The organism is Flavobacterium sp. 38, from assembly GCF_057799715.1.
In genome coordinates, this window is record NZ_JBYNWZ010000002.1 from 791,870 (window position 1) to 811,275 (window position 19,406).

17 protein-coding genes are annotated in these 19,406 nt (G+C 35.3%); 13 read left to right on the forward strand and 4 right to left on the reverse strand.

Features of this window, described 5'->3' with window-relative positions; all coding sequences use genetic code 11:
• Nucleotides 1-20: 20 nt before the first annotated feature.
• From AC3E9W_RS08460 to AC3E9W_RS08510, 11 genes are all read left to right on the forward strand, one after another.
• Nucleotides 21-1,070: a type II asparaginase gene (locus AC3E9W_RS08460; protein WP_456894312.1), complete on the forward strand. Its 1,050-nt coding sequence runs from the start codon at nucleotides 21-23 to the stop codon at nucleotides 1,068-1,070.
• Nucleotides 1,071-1,123: 53 nt separating this feature from the next.
• A complete protein-coding gene (locus tag AC3E9W_RS08465; RefSeq protein WP_488768032.1) occupies nucleotides 1,124-2,314 on the forward strand; it encodes a porin in 1,191 nt (396 codons plus the stop codon).
• Between the two features lie 124 nt (nucleotides 2,315-2,438).
• A complete protein-coding gene (locus AC3E9W_RS08470; protein WP_488768033.1) occupies nucleotides 2,439-5,087 on the forward strand; it encodes a sigma-54-dependent Fis family transcriptional regulator in 2,649 nt (882 codons plus the stop codon).
• Between the two features lie 241 nt (nucleotides 5,088-5,328).
• The gene (locus tag AC3E9W_RS08475) at nucleotides 5,329-6,084 is read left to right on the forward strand and encodes an SDR family oxidoreductase (protein WP_488768034.1); all 756 of its coding nucleotides are present in this window, start codon (nucleotides 5,329-5,331) and stop codon (nucleotides 6,082-6,084) included.
• 211 nt (nucleotides 6,085-6,295) lie between these two features.
• Nucleotides 6,296-7,174, forward strand: coding sequence for a pirin family protein (locus AC3E9W_RS08480; RefSeq protein WP_488768035.1), 879 nt, complete (start codon nucleotides 6,296-6,298; stop codon nucleotides 7,172-7,174).
• Nucleotides 7,175-7,212: 38 nt separating this feature from the next.
• Nucleotides 7,213-7,404, forward strand: coding sequence for a hypothetical protein (locus AC3E9W_RS08485; RefSeq protein WP_488768036.1), 192 nt, complete (start codon nucleotides 7,213-7,215; stop codon nucleotides 7,402-7,404).
• A gap of 37 nt (nucleotides 7,405-7,441) precedes the next feature.
• A complete protein-coding gene (locus AC3E9W_RS08490; protein WP_456894322.1) occupies nucleotides 7,442-7,798 on the forward strand; it encodes a YciI family protein in 357 nt (118 codons plus the stop codon).
• A 69-nt stretch (nucleotides 7,799-7,867) separates the two neighbouring features.
• On the forward strand, nucleotides 7,868-8,878 hold the full coding sequence (locus AC3E9W_RS08495) for a bestrophin family protein (protein WP_488768037.1): 1,011 nt from the start codon (nucleotides 7,868-7,870) through the stop codon (nucleotides 8,876-8,878).
• Between the two features lie 77 nt (nucleotides 8,879-8,955).
• Nucleotides 8,956-9,534 carry a Crp/Fnr family transcriptional regulator gene (locus AC3E9W_RS08500; RefSeq protein WP_306160369.1) on the forward strand — a complete coding sequence of 193 codons (579 nt, stop codon included), beginning with the start codon at nucleotides 8,956-8,958 and terminating at the stop codon, nucleotides 9,532-9,534.
• A 164-nt stretch (nucleotides 9,535-9,698) separates the two neighbouring features.
• A complete protein-coding gene (locus AC3E9W_RS08505; RefSeq protein ID WP_488768038.1) occupies nucleotides 9,699-10,556 on the forward strand; it encodes an SDR family oxidoreductase in 858 nt (285 codons plus the stop codon).
• 223 nt (nucleotides 10,557-10,779) lie between these two features.
• Nucleotides 10,780-11,787: a VOC family protein gene (locus AC3E9W_RS08510; RefSeq protein ID WP_488768039.1), complete on the forward strand. Its 1,008-nt coding sequence runs from the start codon at nucleotides 10,780-10,782 to the stop codon at nucleotides 11,785-11,787.
• A 71-nt stretch (nucleotides 11,788-11,858) separates the two neighbouring features.
• On the opposite strand, the gene AC3E9W_RS08515 is transcribed toward AC3E9W_RS08510, so the two are convergent.
• Both AC3E9W_RS08515 and AC3E9W_RS08520 read right to left on the reverse strand, forming a co-directional pair.
• The gene (locus tag AC3E9W_RS08515; RefSeq protein WP_488768040.1) at nucleotides 11,859-12,674 is read right to left on the reverse strand and encodes a tyrosine-protein phosphatase; all 816 of its coding nucleotides are present in this window, start codon (nucleotides 12,672-12,674) and stop codon (nucleotides 11,859-11,861) included.
• Between the two features lie 28 nt (nucleotides 12,675-12,702).
• On the reverse strand, nucleotides 12,703-15,606 hold the full coding sequence (locus AC3E9W_RS08520; RefSeq protein WP_488768041.1) for a TonB-dependent receptor: 2,904 nt from the start codon (nucleotides 15,604-15,606) through the stop codon (nucleotides 12,703-12,705).
• 217 nt (nucleotides 15,607-15,823) lie between these two features.
• Between AC3E9W_RS08520 and AC3E9W_RS08525 the strand changes: the two genes are divergently transcribed.
• A complete protein-coding gene (locus AC3E9W_RS08525) occupies nucleotides 15,824-17,041 on the forward strand; it encodes a helix-turn-helix domain-containing protein (protein ID WP_488768042.1) in 1,218 nt (405 codons plus the stop codon).
• 44 nt (nucleotides 17,042-17,085) lie between these two features.
• The gene (locus AC3E9W_RS08530; protein WP_306160357.1) at nucleotides 17,086-17,487 is read left to right on the forward strand and encodes a ribonuclease E inhibitor RraB; all 402 of its coding nucleotides are present in this window, start codon (nucleotides 17,086-17,088) and stop codon (nucleotides 17,485-17,487) included.
• Between the two features lie 74 nt (nucleotides 17,488-17,561).
• Here the strand turns inward: AC3E9W_RS08530 and AC3E9W_RS08535 are convergent, their stop codons facing one another.
• Nucleotides 17,562-18,377, reverse strand: coding sequence for a hypothetical protein (locus AC3E9W_RS08535; RefSeq protein ID WP_488768043.1), 816 nt, complete (start codon nucleotides 18,375-18,377; stop codon nucleotides 17,562-17,564).
• 87 nt (nucleotides 18,378-18,464) lie between these two features.
• Nucleotides 18,465-19,265 (reverse strand): helix-turn-helix domain-containing protein, encoded by an 801-nt coding sequence (locus AC3E9W_RS08540; protein ID WP_488768044.1) that lies wholly within the window; start codon nucleotides 19,263-19,265, stop codon nucleotides 18,465-18,467.
• Nucleotides 19,266-19,406: the final 141 nt, after the last annotated feature.

Here is a 19,406-nt window from a genome sequence, read left to right on the forward strand (position 1 = left end):
TAAATCAAATCTTTTAAATCATGAAAACACTATTAGCTTTAGTCTTATCGATTTTTTTAAGTTTCAGTATTCAAGCACAAAAATTACCCCGAATTAAAGTGCTGGCAACTGGAGGAACAATTGCAGGAAAAGGAGCTTCGGCAGACCGTTCGGCTTATAAAGCAGGAGAATTGCCTATAAAAGATTTAATTTCTGCTGTTCCGGGAATTGAAAAAATTGCAGACATAACAGGAGAACAGATTGCCAATGTAGGTAGTCAAGATATGAGCGTTGATATCTGGATCAAACTCAACAAAAGAATTAATGAGATTTATAAAAACAACGAAGCAGATGGTATTGTAATTACGCACGGTACAGATACGCAGGAAGAAACGGCTTATTTTCTGTCGTTAACCGTTCGTTATGACAAACCTGTGGTGATTACAGGATCAATGCGTCCAGCGACAGCAATTAGTGCCGATGGCCCGAAAAACTTATTTGATGCCGTGACTTTGGCGGCTTCCAAACAAGCGGCAAATAGTGGCGTATTATTGGTATTTAATGAATACATTTTATCAGGAAGAGATGCCGTAAAAACAAGCACTACACATTTAAACGCTTTTAATGCGCCAAACAGCGGTCCAATTGGACAGGTTTACGACGGAAAAGTAGTTATGTATCAAAAAGAGCTTAGAAAAAGCAATAAAAATACGCCTTTTGATATTACAGGATTAACCAAATTGCCAGATGTTGCTGTAGTAGAATTATTTGCAGATGCGCCTGCAACGGCTATCAATGCGTATGTCGCTTCTGGTGTAAAAGGCATTGTTACAGGCGGTTTAGGAAACGGAAATCTAAACAAAGTAAATTCAGATGCCGCAGCTGCTGCAGTTAAAAAAGGTATTGTAGTAGCCCGAGCATCCAGAGTGCCAACAGGAAGAGTAACACTTTTGGACGAAACCGACGATGCAAAATTAGGAACCATAGTAGCCGATGATTTAATTCCGCAAAAAGCGAGAATCTTATTGATGCTAGGATTAACGCAAACCAGCGATAGCAAAAAACTTCAGGAGTATTTTTTCGAGTATTAATAATTTAAACAGGGAAGTGTTTTGTAATGTTTCCCTGTTCAAAACCTAAAAATATGCGTAAACTATTTTTAATACTAGTAGGATTAGTAGCTGTCAATATTTATGCGCAGCAGGATAAGCAGGCAGATACCATAATTAATCATCAGGTACCTTTGATAAAGGCAAATAAAGCCGATTTGTTAAACAATGTTGATGTCATTTTTAATACGCAGCTTGGTATGAACAATTATTTCGCTGATGGAAAATATACGGGAAGCAGGTTCGAAATCAATCAGTTTAGATTAGAAATAAAAGGAAAGGTTTATAAGGATAAAGTGTTTTTCAGATTTAGAGACCGATATACCAAAAATACCGAAGTGCAGTCGGTAGACAATATGTCAAGCTCGACAGATTTGGCATTTATTGGTTATACGATATCCAAGAAAACAAGTATTGCGGTCGGAAAAATGACGGCTAACTGGGGAGGTTACGAATTTGATATGAACCCAATTGATATTTACCAGTACAATGATATCGTAGACAATTCAGATAACTTCTTAACAGGTGTGCAATTCAATTGGATACCGTCCAAAAATCATTCGTTTTCTGCTCAGGTATTAAACTCCAGAACCCAAACTTTTTCAGAGATTTATCAGGATGTACCCGATATTACAGAAGCGAAATTTCCTGCAGCTTATATCGGAAACTGGAACGGAAGTTTTCTAGACGGAAAATTCAAAACGATCTACAGTTTCAGTATTTTTCAGGAGGCCGAAAAACACGGCAAACCGGTAAATATGTATTATACAGCACTTGGAAATCAATTTAGAACTAAAAAATGGCTGTTTCAATACGATTTTAAATGGAGTAGTGAAGATTTGGACAGAACGGGAGTGGTGAGTACGATTATTCCAGATAACATCTTAGATCATGCTGCAGAAAATACCAATTATGTTGAACATTGGCTAAGAGCAGTATATTCGCTTAACGAACAATGGAAACTTTCAGCAATCGGAATGGTCAGTACAGCATATTGGAAGGATGTTCCTTCAGATTTGGCAACTTCTACACGTATGAGAACCGCATGGGGAGTTATTCCAACAGTCGAATTTTATCCCATCAAAAATTTTAATTTAAAATTCTATGCGACTTATGTCGGAAGATTTTATGAGTATAGCGACTATTCGAAAACGTATTTAGGACAAGTCAATAATAATACAGGCAGATTAATGATTGGAGTTATTTCTCCATTGTTGGTGTTGTAAGTTTTGTAATTAAGGGTATTCAGGAAAGTATTTTAAGATTCGATTTATTTCAATCAGAGGAGCTTTTGCAGGTTAAATTTAAGTAATTTTAACGGATAATTATGACTTGTAAATTGTCAGTAAAATGAAGAACGAAAAAACGAAGTCCCCTTCAGCAAATAAAAAATCTAGTTCTAATAACTCATCACAGATTGCTGTCGAGCATGAAAGTGTTGTTTTATTAGATTTAGGGAAAGATATTACTAAAGTCAGGGAAAAGAAAGATCTGATTTTGCTTTTTTCTAAAAGGTTAAAAGGGCTTTTTTATTTTACACATACAACCATTACACTTATAGATCATAAAGATAAAACGTATGCTGGATTTTTACTGGATCGCGATGCAGATGCGATATTAGACAAAGAATCATACGCGAAGCTTCAAAAAACACATTTTACACTCAACGAACCTTTTATTAAATCGGTTCTCGCTGCAGAAGAACCGATTTCTTTTATAGTCGAAGAAGTAAAAGACAAGCCACAAAGTCCTCGTTTTTTACAGGTAAATTACGATGGCGGTGTAAGAGAAACTTTAATGACGACATTGTGGAATGAAGACCAGCCTTTGGGATTTGTTCATCTTTATACCGATAAGCCTGGCAGTTTTACTCCAGAATTTCGAAATATAATTAAAGGAATTGCACCTCAGCTTTCTATTGCGGTATCTAATATTATTAAAAATGAAGAACTGCAGAAAAAAGAGCAGGAAAAATCATTTCTGCTTGACTTTAGCAATGATATTTCAGAAGTAAGAACCAAACAAGATTTAGCAGTTGCGGTTCGTACAGCCTTAAAACAAATAAATCCGCTTCAGGGTTATGTCATACGCAAACTGAATGAAGACGGCAATTCGCTAAGCACTTATATTTATGATGAAAGCCTAACCACAGATGATAATCCAATTTTACAGGAATTATTAGAATCCAAATTTCCTGTAAACGACGGTTTGCAAAATCGGGTTTTAGACAGTTATATTCCTTTGCTTTTTAATGTAGATATTGAAATTGACAGAGGAATTGATGCGCCTTATCTTTTGTTCTGGAAAAATTTAGGATTTCAAAGAATGGTCGGCATTGCTCTTCGAAATGGCGAAATCGTATTGGGAATGTTATGGCTGGCAATTGAAGAAATTAATATCTCGCTCCTTCAAGGAATCTGTTTTCAAATTTCTACTGCAATGTCCAATATTATTGCCAATGAATTATTAGAAAACAAAAACAACGAACAGGCAGTGCTTTTGCATTTTAGCAATGAAATTGCTGGAGTACGTACCAAAGAAGATTTAGAAAACGCCATAATTAACGTGCTTCGTGATCTTCTAGATACCAAATTGGCGATGCTAAAAGTTTTTGATGACGATGATTACGGCTTAACTTCTTATATGTTTGACAGATCTTTATTTGTAAAAGCAGAAATTGATTTTGATAAAATGGCTGCCATTAAACTGAATATAAAAGAGCCGTACACCGCTCAAGTAATAAAAAGCGACGGCACTGTTATTTTTAATGTAGAGGAAGAACTTAGAAATACCAATTCTGATTTTGCCCAATTATGGAAAAAAGTTGGATTTAAAAATGCTTACGGCGCTTTATTAAAAGTCGGCACTTTGCGAGTGGGTACGATGTGGCTTTTGGCAGATAAACTGAATCCGTTTATTTTGAAGGGACTTTGCTCTCAAATTTCTGTCGCTATTGCGAATATACAGGCCAATGAAAAATTACTGCTTTACAAACAACAGTTGGAACATGAGAATGTCTATTTGAAAGAACAGATAAAAAACATTTACAATTTTTCTGAAATTATTGGCAGTGGCGTGCAAATGCAGAAAGTCTATCATCTCATGTCTTTAGTTGCCGATTCCAATTCAACCGTTTTGATATTAGGAGAAACAGGAACTGGAAAAGAATTGATTGCGCGCGCCATTCATAACGCATCTTTAAGAAAAGACAAATTAATGATTAAGGTAAATTGTGCCGCAATGCCAGCCAGTTTAATCGAAAGCGAATTGTTCGGACATGAAAAAGGCGCATTTACAGGAGCAACAGAAAGAAGAATCGGAAAGTTTGAACTCGCCAATAACAGTACTTTATTTTTAGATGAAATAGGAGAAATGCCTCTCGAAGCACAGGTTAAACTTTTGCGTGTCATTCAGGAAAAAGAACTGGAACGCGTGGGAGGAAAAGATACGATTAAAGTTGATGTGAGAATTATTGCAGCCACAAACCGAAATCTGGAAGATGAGGTTGCTGCTGGCCGTTTTCGATCGGATCTTTTTTACCGATTGAATGTATTTCCTATTTATTTACCTGCACTTCGTGATAGAATGGAAGACGTAGAACCGCTCGCCAATTTCTTTGTCACTAAATACAGTAAAAACAGCCGTAAAAATATAAATCGCATTGCGCCAAAAGCACTGCAGCAGTTGCAAAGTTATTTATGGCCTGGAAATGTTAGAGAACTGGAACATCTTATTGAACGCAGTGTATTAATGGCCGAAGACAATGTTTTGCGCGAAGTATACATTCCGAGAAAAGCGGATAAAAGCAATGATGCTGACGAAAATATTTTCAGTAAATCTCTTGAAGAAATGGAGCGTATGTTTATTATCAGTGCTTTAAAACGATGCAAAGGGAAGATTTCTGGAGCGGGCGGCGCAGCAGAAGCGCTGGATATTCCAGGAAATACACTTCATTCTAAAATGAAAAAACTGCTCATTACAAAAGCAGATTACTTTTAGGAATAAAAATAATTTTCATGATATATGCTCATTACTAATTTTAGTATTGAGCATTTTTATTTTTAAAATTTTCACTAAATAAAGTGAATCCCAAAGTGATTTCCCTTTAGGAAGGGAATTTTGAAATATTGGTTTTGATGTAACTAATTGGTTTTTAATTAATTATACAAATGGCACGCATCTTGGCTATTACTAATCGAAAACAAATATCAATTTTATCACAATTTAAAAAATCAATATCATGAAAATTTTAGTAATCGGAGGAACAGGATTAATTGGGTCAAAAGTAGTAAACAAACTTCGCGATCAGGGACACAATGTAATTGCAGCAGCGCCATCAACAGGAATTAATACTATTACGGGTGAAGGACTTGCAGAAGCAGTAAACGGTACAGATATCGTAATTGACTTGGCCAACTCGCCATCATTTGCAGACAAAGAAGTGTTAGAATTCTTTGAAACTTCTGGAAGAAATCTTTTAGCGGCAGAAATCAATGCGGGAGTAAAACATCACATCGCACTTTCTGTGGTAGGTACAGACCGTTTGCAGGAGAGTGGTTATTTTAGAGCCAAACAAGCTCAAGAAAATTTAATTAGAAAAGCGGGAGTTCCGTTTACTATTATTCATTCTACTCAATTTATGGAATTCCTTGGCGGAATTGCGGCATCTGCTCACGAAGGAGGAAGTGTAGTAATTTCTCCAGCCAAAATCCAGCCAATCGCTTCAGAAGATGTAGCTTCTATGGTAGTCGAATTGTCACTTGCCAATCCGATTAACGATATTATTGAAATTGGCGGACCAGAACGTTTTAAACTTTCAGAGCTTTTGCAGACTTATTTGACTAAAACAAATGATCCGCTGAAAGTGATTTCAGATGAAAAAGCATTATACTTTGGTTCTCCTCTTGAAGAACTTACTTTGGTTCCAGCTGCAACCGCAAAACTAGGAACTATCACTTTTGAAGAATGGTTTCCAAACCGTCCTCAAAGAGCCTAATCTAAATTCTAAAAAACTATAAAAGCTTCGATGCCCGTTGAAACGAAGATGACGGGTAGGCAGTTTGTCGAGGCGGTTGTAATGGGCGTACACTTTCCACCCGTTCGTGTATTCTTGTGCCCTACGTCAGCGTAATTTATTTTGCGAAAACTGATCAACAACACGGCAAATCAATGGGCAGCGGTGTTTTCTAACCATAAAAAATAATAATATGAACAAGTTAAAACTCTCAGCAGTGGTCACTCCAGAAGTACAGGGAGATGAGCAGTTTTTTGCCAGAAAAGCAAGAAGCAATGATTTTGACGGACTAATGAATCCGATTATCGGATTTGATCATTTTGAATTGACTCATGATGTCTACGGTCCGCAGCCACACGCAGGAATGTCGGTACTGCATTATGTTTTTGAGAATTCGGCTCCTTTTCAAAGTTTAGATTCAAAAGGAAATAATACGGTTATAACTCCAGGAAGTCTGAATTGGTCTTATGCAGGAAAAGGAATCGTTCATTCTGAGTTTCCCGTTACTGAAGGCACCAATGTTGAAGGTTTGCAGTTGTTTGTAAATAGTCCAGCAGCAAAAAAACAAGACGATCCTAAAAGTTTATTAATTGATAAAGCGCAAATTCCCGAAATCAAAGAGGAAGGTCTTCGCGTAAGAGTGGTTTGCGGTAAAACAGGAAATACAGAAAATAAAATTGAAACGCCAGATTCGTTAACCATTCTGCATGTTTTTCTAAAAGCGGGAAAAGAATTTTCGCATCAGCTTAATGCACAATGGTCGGGAACTGTTCTGGCAGTTGAAGGTTTTTTTGATTTTATAACCAATCAATCCACTACAGAACTGGAGGAAGGAATGGTTATTTCTATGGCAGGATCAGATCTTGAAGAGCCTCTCAAATTTATCGGAATCACCAATAGCGAATTGCTGTTTATTTCTGCAGAACCGCTCGATGAGCCTTTCTTTTCTAAAGGCGCTTTGGTAATGGAATCAGAATTGGCTTTATCTCAAGCTGTAGCAAATTTTGAAAATGGGAAAATGGGTTTTATCGAAGTAAAAGGAAAGACTCGAAAAGTGATTAAGCCGGTCTAGAATAAAGAATTTGAAGGAACTAATTAAAAAAGAAAATCATGAAACTAGTTAATATTTTTAGAATATTGGGTTTAACCAAAACTCAGATTCATAGTAATGAAGAAGAAGGTGAGCTAAATCTGCATCATCATGATTTGACTGATGGTTGCGAATTACTGGATGAAACAGTTCACATGAAAGACCAGCCGTTTGACGAGAACGAAGAAGAAGATTACGCATCTATTTTTTAAATATAAAACGATTTATAAATCCTTAAATACAAGTATTATGCAAGAATTTTTAGTAGTGATCCACAGAGATTTCACAAGCGAGAAACCAGTCCCAACACCAGAACAAATGAAAGATGCCATAAAACCTTATCAAGATTGGATTGCAGGAATTGCAGCTCAAGATAAATTGGTAGCTCCGCCAAAACGTTGGGATCTAGACGGAAGAGTGATCAAACATACCAAAATGGGAAATCATATTACATCTGGACCTTTTGGACATGGAAAAGAATCTATTGGCGGTTTATTTTTAATCCGATCAAATGATTATGATGAAGCCGTTAAAATTGCAGAAGCATGTCCGATTATTCAGTACGGAGCAATTGTTGAGGTTCGAATGTCAGTTCCTGTAGCTTAATTTCCTTAAAAGCATGTCTGCGCCCCCAAAGGCATGCTTTTTTTAGATTTTAATTTTAAAAAATACACCATGTATATAGGTAAATCATATAAGCTTTCGGAGTTTATTTTCTGGACAAGAAAAAGTATTTATATTTTGCTTTTATTGAGTAGCATTCCAGTTCTTTTATATGAAGTTTTTGCTGTAAAATGGCTAGCAATTTCTTGGACGGTTGTAGCACTACTCGGAACGGCAACAGCATTTATTGTTGGTTTTAAAAATACGCAAACGTATAATAGAACCGTAGAAGCACAGCAAATTTGGACTTTTATATTAAATACAAGCCGAACATGGGGCGTAATGTGTCGAGATTTTATAAATAATTCTGAAGAAGCGAAAACGCTAATTTATCGTCATTTTGCGTGGCTGACCGCTCTGCGTTACGAAATGCGCTCGTACCGTGTTTGGGAAGCGAGTCAGAAAAAACACAATGCAGAATATCAGGAGTTTTATTATAGTATTCCCGAAAATGAAACTAGTCTTGAAGAAGAGCTTTCAAAATATCTATCTCCAGCTGATTTAGAATATATTTTAGGAACTAAAAATAAAGCGGTGCAAATTATGGCATTGCAAAGCAAAACGCTGAAAAAGCTTTTGGATTCAGAAGAAATTGTTCTGATTCAGTTTCTAGAATTTCAAAGGGCGATAAAAGATTTTTACACCCATCAAGGAAGAAGCGAGCAGTTGAAAGATTCTCCTTATCCGAGACAATATGCTATTATAAATACTTTGCTTGTTCGCCTTTTCTGTTTCCTGTTGCCATTTGGCTTATTAAGAGAATTTGATAAAATGAACGAAAGCATAACCGGTATCATGCAGGGAAATATGGTTTGGCTGGTGATTCCGTTTAGTGTTATTATTTCGTGGATGTATACTTCGCTGGGACAAGTAGGTGAGAGCACCGAAAACCCATTTGAAGGAAATGCGAATGATGTGCCTATTTCGCAGATTTCAAAAATTATAGAAATTGATCTTAAAGAAATGCTTGGAGAAACAAATCTTCCAGTACTGCCAGTGCCACAGCATAGTATTATATTGTAATTTTTTTGATTATGGATTACTTAGCTCGATACTGAAAAATTTGTTCATCAGATGCCTTTTATATAATTTTACATGCTATGTATGAAATATTCCAAAAGTATCTAGAAGATAAAACTGAGCTGACTCAGGAAGAATCTGAACGCATTCGGTCATTTGCCATTATAAAAAAACTTCGAAAAAGACAGTATCTTCTACAGGAAGGAGATGTCTGGAAATACGATGCATTCATTACCCAAGGTTGCGTAAGGACGTATACGGTTGATGAAAAAGGAGGCGAACACGTAAACAGTTTCAGTATTGAAAATTGGTGGACAGGAGATCGGGAGAGTTTAATGATGCAGCAGCCATCACGCTTTAACATCGATGCTATTGAAGATACAGAGCTTGTACTTTTCACACATGAAAATTTTGAAATGCTTTGCAGAGAAATTCCAGCGTTTAATAATATGGTCAATACTATTTTGCAAAGAAGCTTTATAGCGGCTCAGAATAGAATTCAGGCTTCACTAACTTTAACAGCCGAAGAAAAGTATTTAAATTTTGTCAATAAATATCCAGGCTTTGCTTCCAGAATTCCACAGACTATGATTGCCTCTTATTTGGGCATGACACCAGAAACGCTAAGCCGTATTCGAAAACAGACCGCAAAAAAATAACCATATCAGGAGCTTTAAAAGCTCCTTTTTTTATGCCCGTTTCAAACTCTTGATCTAGATCAAGTTTTTACTTATTTCTAATCAATGTGCAGGTTTTGCATTCTGCGCAACTTTGTAATGTTCAAAAGAAACAAACATTATAAACAATTAAAATATTAGAAATCATGTCAAAAACAATTTTTATTACAGGAACAAGTACAGGCTTTGGAAAACTTACCGCTATCACATTAGCGAACGCAGGTCACTCAGTAATTGCAGGAATGCGCAACACAAACGATAAAAATGCCGCTGCAGCAAAAGAATTAGGAGCAATAGAAAATATTGAAGTTGTAGATATTGATATTACAGAAGATGCATCAGTTAAGGTTGCAATCGAAAAAGTAATTACTAAATACGGAAAAATTGATGTTCTGATCAATAATGCGGCAGTAAGCGGTTTTGGTCTGCTTGAAGGCTATTCTGTTGATCAGGTTCGTAAAATGTTCGATGTAAACGTTTACAGCGTGCTTCGTATGTATCAGGCAGTGCTTCCTTCTATGAGAAAAGAAAAAAGTGGTCTTGTTATCAATATTACAACAGGAGCAAGCGGACACACATTGCCTTTTATGATTCCGTATATCGCATCAAAATTGGTGGTAGAAAGTTTTACAGAAGGATTGCAAGATGAATTGGCAGAGTACGGAATTGAAAACGTAAGCATTCAGCCGGGAGTTTATCCAACAGAAATGAATAACGGATCTAAAGCGGGTATTCATGCCGATAAAGCAGAAATTATCGCTGAATATGGAGAAGCAGCAACAGACAAATTCAATGCTTTAGGCACAGCTTTATTTGGCAAAATGGCTCAGTTCGATATGAATCCGCAGACTATTGCAGATGGTATTTTAGAATTGGTAAACATGAAAAAAGGCGAGAGACCGTTGCGTTTTCCATTAGATGCCATTGCACAAGGAACTGATAAAGAATTTATTGAAGCTCGTGCCAATATCAAAGCTAAATGGCTTGACGCTTACACTAATTAATTTCTGAAACATTCAATAATTAGACAAAATTTAATTTTTAACACATAGAAACATAGTTTTTTCTTTATCTGAAAAGAAGATGAAAAGAAACTCGTTTCTCACACATAGCTATGTTTGTTTATGCAAATGAAATGCCTTTTTAAGCTTGCATAAGCTATGTTTCTATGTGTTAGAATATCAACAATAAAACATTAGATAATTTATTCAAACATTTACAATAATCATGAAAACAACTCATAAAAAATCAAATAAAAAAGTACAGACTTCAGCAGCAGCAATGCTTAATTTATTAGTCCTATTTTCTGCTTCTGAAAAAACAGTAGCACAAACAAGTGCTGGAATAGTAGGAATCGATCATGTGGGAATTAATGTTCCAGACCTCAATAAAGCAATAACATTTTTTGATGATGTACTCGGGTTTAAACCTGTAACACAATTAGGACCAATTCCGCTAGATGATGCTTGGAAAGAATTAAATCATATCAATCCGAAAACGGGTGCTGTTACGATAAAAATGATAAATGCAGGAAATGGAGCGAGCATTGAAGTATTTGAATATGCAGACAATAAAGGAAGCAAAACACAGCCAAATACCGATGATATCGGCGCATCGCATATTGCTTTTTACGTAAATGATATTCATGCAGCGGTGCAATATTTAAAAAGTAAAGGCGTAAAAATATTGGGCGAACCTTTTACAATGCCATCGGGAGATACAGCTGGGGAATCTTGGGTGTATTTTGAAACACCTTGGGGTTCTAAAATGGAACTGGTTTCGTACCCAAACGGAAAAGGTTATGAAAAATCAAATCCGAAAACAGTTTTATGGTCACCGAAAAATAAAGCAGTAAAAAAAGTTACAGCAGATGATTTCGATTCTAAAAAGAACAAAACTATAGTAGAAAATCACCTAAAAATCTGGAATGAAAAAGACGAAGCAAAACGTAAAGTTTTATTAAATCAGGTTTACGCATCGGATATAGAAATGGTAGATCGTCATTTTATTGCTGAAGGAATTGAGGAAATCAGTAAATTTATTGTAGAACTTCAGACCAAAAATTCTGAATTTAGATTTACTGCAAAATCAATTGAAACAAATCATAATATAATTCGCTTATATTGGCAATTTGGTTCAAAAGCAAAACCAGCAGTTGTTAGCGGTATGGATTTGTTTGTGATCGAAAATGGAAAAGTACAGAAACTGTATGTTTTTGTCTCTGAAAAAGAATAAGCAACTTTTGTATATAAGCGAAAAGCTGTCCAAATCGGACAGCTTTTTCTTTGAAATAAAACACGAAACAACTACACAGTATATTTTTTTCTTAATAGGGCAATTTCTTTTGTTCCAATACCCATTTCCTGCTGTAAAAAGTTCTCGATACTTCCGTATTGATTTTTTAAACCATTAAAAAATGCACGGATAAGCTCAGGTTTCAATGACATTGAATTTTCAACTTCCTCCTCTGTCATACCGCTCATTTTAGCCAAAGGCGCTAACATTTTTTTATTCATTGGTTTCAGATAAACATTAGAAGCAACATAATCGGCTTCGATAGTTTCTTGAGGAACCTGCAAAATATACAAGAATAAAGCAGTTGCCATTCCCGTGCGGTCGCGTCCGCCAGTACAGTGGTACATGATAGCCTCTTTTTTATCAGCAGTTAAAAGTTTTACAAACAGAGGGCGGAATCTGTCTCCGCTGTATTTTACAGCATCAACACCATAGAATTTTTCCAGAAAATTACCTTCTTTCAAAAATTTAACCATTTGCGCCGGATTAGGAAGACTGTCACTTCCTGCTGGACTTAAAGTGTAATCTGTATTTTTTGGTAAGTGATCTGGAGCTGCTTTAGCTTCGGCAACACCTCTAAAATCAATTACGGTGTGAATTTTTTTCTTGTCTAATAAGGCTAAATCGGTATCTGTCAATTTATCAATTCCTGCGCTTCTGTATACTTTTCCCCACGCAACCTGCTTTCCATCCATAGTTTTGTAACCGCCTACATCTCTAAAATTTACGGTTCCTTTTACAGGGACTAATCTTTTAATGCTATCTGTAAGTTGAGCAGAGGCAACTAGCGGTGCCAAAACTGCCATTGTGATTATTGCTTTTTTCATTTTGTTGAATTTATTTGTGTTTATTATTTTAGAAAATATCATATCGAAGTCCTGCTTGTCCACGGCTTCCGTACCATTCCTGAGAAGTAACACGGCGTTTTTCTTTACCCATATACATTTTTACTGGAGAATCGGTTAAGTTGTTCAACTCAAGAAAAACTTTCAGTCTTTTAGTGATGCTGTAGGTTGCAGAGGCGTCAACGGTAAAATTAGAATCTGTCCAGATGTAATAATCTGGGCCTAATTGCTGATTGATGCTTTCTACAGAATTTCCACGGTAATTACCTGCAAGACGCACCATTAAACCATTTCTTTCGTAAAAAAGAATGGCATTAAATAAGTTTTTAGACTGATTTGGCAGACCTGTTTTATCATTTTCAATACCAGTTGCGGTAATTCTTGGCACTTCCGTTTTAGAGTCGATAAAAGTATAGTTGAATTCTATTCCGAAGCCGCTCCAGAATCCGTTAAGGAAATCGAATCTTTTGTTTATTCCTGCTTCAAAACCAAATAAAGTAGCTTTGTTTAGGTTTTTTGCCTGAGTTACTAAGTAATCTTCACCGTCAATATTCTGCATGCTGACATCTGTAAAAACAACATCAGTAATATTTTTATAGAAAGCGCCTCCAGAAAGTAGTCCAACATTGTCGAAGAAGTATTCTCCCATCAAATCAAAATTGTTGCTAAATGTTGGTTTCAGATCAGGATTCCCTTGTGTAATCGTCATTGGTGAAGAAGTGGTATTGGTCGAACTTCCTGGTGTCATATCTCCAAAATTCGGACGTACAAATGAGCGTGTATAAGCGGCACGAAGGTTCGATTTATCGCTCAATTTATATTTTAAATGAAGCATTGGTAAAAATGCGTTATAATCATTTTCAACCTTTGACGGACTTAAAGTTACAACAGCCGGAGTTCCTTCTGTAGTAGCTTTTGTTCCGTTTAATGTCATATCGGTATATTCATTTCGAATACCTCCAATTATTTTAAAATTTTCTGAAGCATCTATTTCAGCCATCGCATAACTTGCAATTACACTTTCGTCACCCGTATAAAAAGCAGTTGCATTAGTTTTAGAAGTAAAATCCATTATGCCGTTAGCCGTTTGAAAAGGCTGTCCGAACATAGCAAACAATTGATCTTTAGTTAACGGATTTACAATGAACTGGCTGAAATCTCCATTCATATTTCCAAAGAATTTGCTTCCACTTGGGAAACTAGTTGTCTGCAGATTAGATAACGGAACCAAAGCTGGTGAATTTGGAATTCCAACCGCAGCGGCTGGCAGGTACACATAATTTGATCCGTAAGTATTGGTTCTGTCTTTGTGACGGTATTTTGCACCAAACTTCAGATTTACTTTAGAACTAGCTTCAACCTTTAAATTTATTTGTCCGATTTGGTCTCTTTCGCTGTTGTTTAATTGTGCAATTACCAATTGGTTTAGCAATAATTTTGAAGGATCCATCACTTCATTTGGATTAGCAATTCCGGTTTCAAAATTGTCAACCGTTCCACCGACACCGTTTGGAGAATCGAAGCCCCAATAACGTTTTCCATCGCTTGAAAGATCATTGAAACCACCTGTAATTTTCTGGCGGAAAGTAGCAATTGGAAGACCTTTGTTTACAGAAGTAGGAGGCGTATCCAAATAATAATCTGATTTATGATTGCTGTAACTCCAATCCAGTTTGAATTTTTCGCTCATCTGATGTTCTCCACCAACTTCAAATCCGTTTAGCGCCGTTTGGTAATGAGAATATCTGTAATTGTATTGAAAACGCGAATTCGTATAATCAATATAAGATTCATATACTGGGCGTATATCGTCAAATTTATTCGCCATTCCTCTAAAGAATATTTTATCGGCAGGTGTAATTTTGTATTCCGCACCCACATTTAATCCTTTAGTTTCGCGTTCTCCCATATAACGTTTAAAAAGAACGGTATTTAGAGATCTTTTCTGCTGTTCGGTCGCTGCACCAGTATTGTAAGTGGCTGCAAATTCATCAGATCCCCATTGTCTGCTCCAGATGGCTCCAGAAACAATTACGCCTAATTTATTGTTGAAGAAACGATCGCCATAAGTAATAGAACCATTATACGTTCCATTTTCGCTAAAAGTATTGTAACCTCCCGCAGCACTTACGTTTAACGTACGTTTTGAAGGTGCAGTACGAGTGATAAAGTTAATCGATCCTCCAATTGCATCGCCTTCCATATCGGGTGTAATCGCTTTAGCAACCTGCACATATTGAATCATTTCTGATGGAACAGCATCCAATACAGACGAACGATTCCCCATAACATTAGAACTCGGCAAACGATTTCCGTTAAATAGAGTAGAAGTCCAAGCAAAAGGAGTTCCTCTTACCGTAGCCTGATCGGCCTCACCGTGATATCTCGCAACGGCCACACCTTGCATACGCTGTACCGCTTCGGCAGCATTACGGTCTGGTAATTTACCAATAGCATCGGCAGCCATAACGTCCATAATCGCAAGCGAATTCTTTTTAATGCTGTACGCTTTCGCTTGAGAAGGTGCCATTGTTCCAGACACAACAATCTCTTTTAAAGTGCTTGAACCGTCTGGCGACATTTGGATTAAACCAATATCGTTGATTCCTTTTACCAAGTTTAAAGTAATTGATTTTGTCTCGAAACCAATATAGCTGATTTCGATTGTAACTTCACCAATCAGTGGCGCAGTCAAGGTAAAAGCTCCTTGGATATCTGATATGGTCGAATTTTGAAAAGTTTTTCCAGTAATATTCGCAGTCGGTAATGTGCCGGTATCGCTGGTAACGATTCCTTTAATGGTCTGAGCATTTCCAGACAGTATAGCGCCTGTTGTAAGTAGCAGGGTAAAAAGTATTTTTTTGAATACCTGCTTTTGATTGAGTTTAAATTTGCAAGAGTTTTTCAGTAACATGGTTGTGTTTTTTTTGGCAAATTTGTTACGAAATATACTTTGCCGCGACCCTGTAGATTTATAAGTACTTAACAGTCGTCTCAATTTTTTATTTTTTATTTAAAGGCTTGTTTTTAAAGGGATTTAAGATTGTTATTAAATTGTTACCAACTGATTTTTTTGCAATTTGTAAACATTTAGTTAACTCCATGAAAGTACTTTAGCACAAAGATTTCAGATGAAATATATAATTGCTATAGGAATATTTCAGGCTTTGCTAGCCGTAGTTTTACTTTTAAGAAGCAGATACAGAACCCATGCTGATGATTTATTGATTTCATTAGTAATTTGTATCGGACTTCATCTTTCTATCAAATTTTACATTTTTAATTTTATAGAAGATCAGCAAGTCTTAAACATGTTGAATACCTTTATTGGTTTTTCCTACATTCCGCTGTTGTATCTGTATTTGCGGAAAACGGTTAACCCAGAATTTATACCTTCTTCAAGATGGTATTTGTTTATTCCTTTAATACTTGGTGCTATTGCTTATTTTTCTACAATCTGTGTTTTAGCGGCAGGATCTCCAAAAGCACATCAGTTTTTATATTGGTACAATACAGTTACGCTGTATGTTTTGCTTTCGTCAGATATTATTTTCTCGTGCTTTATAATCTATACAGCGGTGAAAAAACTTTCGCCAAACTGCATGGAAAGAAACCTGATTATACAGGTTGCTTCACTTTTTCTTTTAATTGGTTGCATTGGTTCGTTTCTAACGATCTTTTTGCCTAATGCATTTTCTTTAAGCTACATCAGCCGAAGTGTAGTTTATGCACTTTTAATTTGTATCGTGATTAGAATCATCACTCACAAATACACCGTTTCTATTGAGCCTTCTGAAGATCCTATTCAAGAAGAAATTATATTTCAAGAAGTAAATTTTGCGGTTGCAGAAATTACAGCGCCATCTGAAGTTCAAACCGATGCCTTAAGCTTATTTAAAACGCCGCCATTATCTAATACGATAGTGATTTCGAAAAAAGAACGTCCAGCAGCACAAAAGAGAAAAGAAGTCCTTCGTGAAAAAGAAATGTTCAAAATATTATTGAAACTCGAAGCTGCAATGGAGTCGGAAAAGCACTTTACAGACAGCGAACTCACAATTGACAAACTTTCTCAGCTTACAAACCAGAAGAAATATCACGTAAGCGAAACTTTGAACCATTTTGTAAATAAGCCATTTTACACTTTCGTAAATGAATACAGAATTAAATATGTAAAAGACAAATTGAATCAGTTATCCAAGCATAACAAAAACGTCAATATTCTGGAAGTGGCTTATGAGGCAGGTTTTAATTCAAAATCATCTTTTAACCGCTATTTCAAAGAAATTACCGCCAATACTCCAACTGAATATTTGAGTTCGCTCACTAAAGAAATAGAGAAAGCATAACATCAGAACTGCCAAAACAAGTAATCTAAATAACAAACCATATAATGGAAATTTTAAGTTTTTTGAAGCCTAAAAAACAGAAGCGTCTAGTTTCTGAAAATGATTTTGACACCAATCTTTTAAGACATTTGAGACTTGCGACAGAATCACTTGTTAGTTTGAGAGATGCTGCAGTAGAAGAAGAAGATGAATTGAAAATTGATTATTTTTTTAATTCGGACACGCTTGAAAAAGCACAGGAATTGAAAAAAGAATTGCATAGCAAGAGTTACATTGTAAACTATGAAGCTGCACAACAGGATAAAAATTTATTTGTAATTTCTGGAAAAACTACAGAGATTAAGATGATGCATGAGTCATTAAGTCAGTGGGTTACGGAAATGTGCGAGCTAGGATACAAACACGATTGCAAATTTGATTCTTGGACGATTGTCCCTCAGAAATAATAATTTCAATTTATTCTAAAAAATTAAAAAGCCAGAACTATTTCTGGCTTTTTAGTTATATGGGAAAAGATTATTTATCTAATTCGTATAAATTTTAGATGATCATTTTTGGTTGTAATAATTAAGTCAGCTTTGTGCAAGGTGTATTTTCCTTTTAAATAGTCTTTCTTGTTATCGTCGCCTGATTTTAAAGTTAAAGAATCTTTTGTAAACGAATATTCTCCATTTACGATGCTTTTTTGCTGATCGGTTTTATTAATTTGAAAACTATTTAGATCCTCAAAATGTAATCTTTCCTTAGTTTGAAGATTTTCCCAAGTTCCATAAAATTTGTCTTCTTTCATATATTCATTTTTCAAAGTATTGAACATTATAAAGAAACCAATGAAAACAGCAGGAATATAAATGAATTTAATCACGCTAATTTTATTTATCCATTTAGGTCTGTCACTGTTTTGATACAATGGAGGTTCTTCAAGAAAATATTTTAGAAAAACTTTATAATCAGAAAAGAATACAAACAGCGCCATTAAAGTCAAGGTTATCGCAACTTCTTTTGCATTAATATCATAAGCAAAATCGGTTAGAAGAATATTGACCATAAAAGTGAGGAAAAGGACAATTCCGATTCTTGTTGTTTTTCTAAAAAAGAGCAGGAGTGAGCTTATAATTTGTGTAACCGCAATAACGATTGGGTACCAATAACAGTAACCATAATAATACCAAGTGAGGCGAAAACCATCTAGAGAGCCAATTGGCATATCATATACGCTTGGCTGCGATACAAATTGGGTTTTTAATAGTTTACCGTAAGCATACAAGATGATAATTGTAGCTAGAGTATATCTGCAAAAGGTGTGTAAAAAAAGATGGATTTTTTGCCAGTTCATATTTTTGGGATTTTTTGGTTTTACGTTATTTCGAACTTGGTAAAAGTAGATGATCCCAAAATAGCAAAATTGTACAAATGGAAACCATTATACAAAAAGCCAAATATTTTCTTTTTCTGTATCTATGTTTTTGAAAAATATGTGTGGATTCCGGTTTGTCAGTTCTTTAAAATTTCGAATAAAATGAGACTGGTCATAAAAATCATACTGAGATAATTCAGAAAAATTCTTGCTTTGTTTCTGCTTGAGAATTGAATTTCTAAATCGATGTATTTTTCTGTACTCTGAAGGTGATTTGCCAATATGTTTGGTGAAGATTTTATTCAAATATTGTCTGCTTATTTCGTGTTTAAGAGCAATTTCTTCAATCTTTTCATCAGTTTCAATATCGGCAAGTATTTTTTCAATTAATGATAAATCTTTGATTTGTAATTTAGAAAGCAAATAATCTTCAAGCTCCTGACTTTGTTTGTCTTTGGCTAAAGTGAAAATTTCAATCATTTTAGTATTGAAATCGGGCATAAAAGTAAAATCCAAGATAGTTCCTTCAGAAAAAATACTTTTTGAATCTGACAAAAACTGATTTATTCCTAATGGTTTAAAGTAGATTGTAACTTCATTTATAAGCTCTTTGTAATGTATTTTTATAGGTTTGGTGTAGCGAGAAACCACACAGGTCATTATGTTTTTAGCTGGCGATGATTTTATAACGACTTCGTTGTTTTGTATATCAACATCTAGATCCTCATTCGTAGTTAAGATGCAGAAATTATTTGGGAAAGTCAGATATTCTACAGATCCTGAATTTTTGTCTTTTGAAATAAAGTAATATCCTTCAATATATTTTTTTAAAATTTCATTCTTTGGCTGATAAAAATCCAGATTCATTTTTCTCTTTGGGATAATTTTTAAAGGGCAATTGATTTATAAAACTAAAATAACAAATAAAAGGTTATAGATATATTTACGGCCATCTTTTTAACTTAACCTAAGCTTTATATTCCATTTACCTTGCGATTGTATACTTGT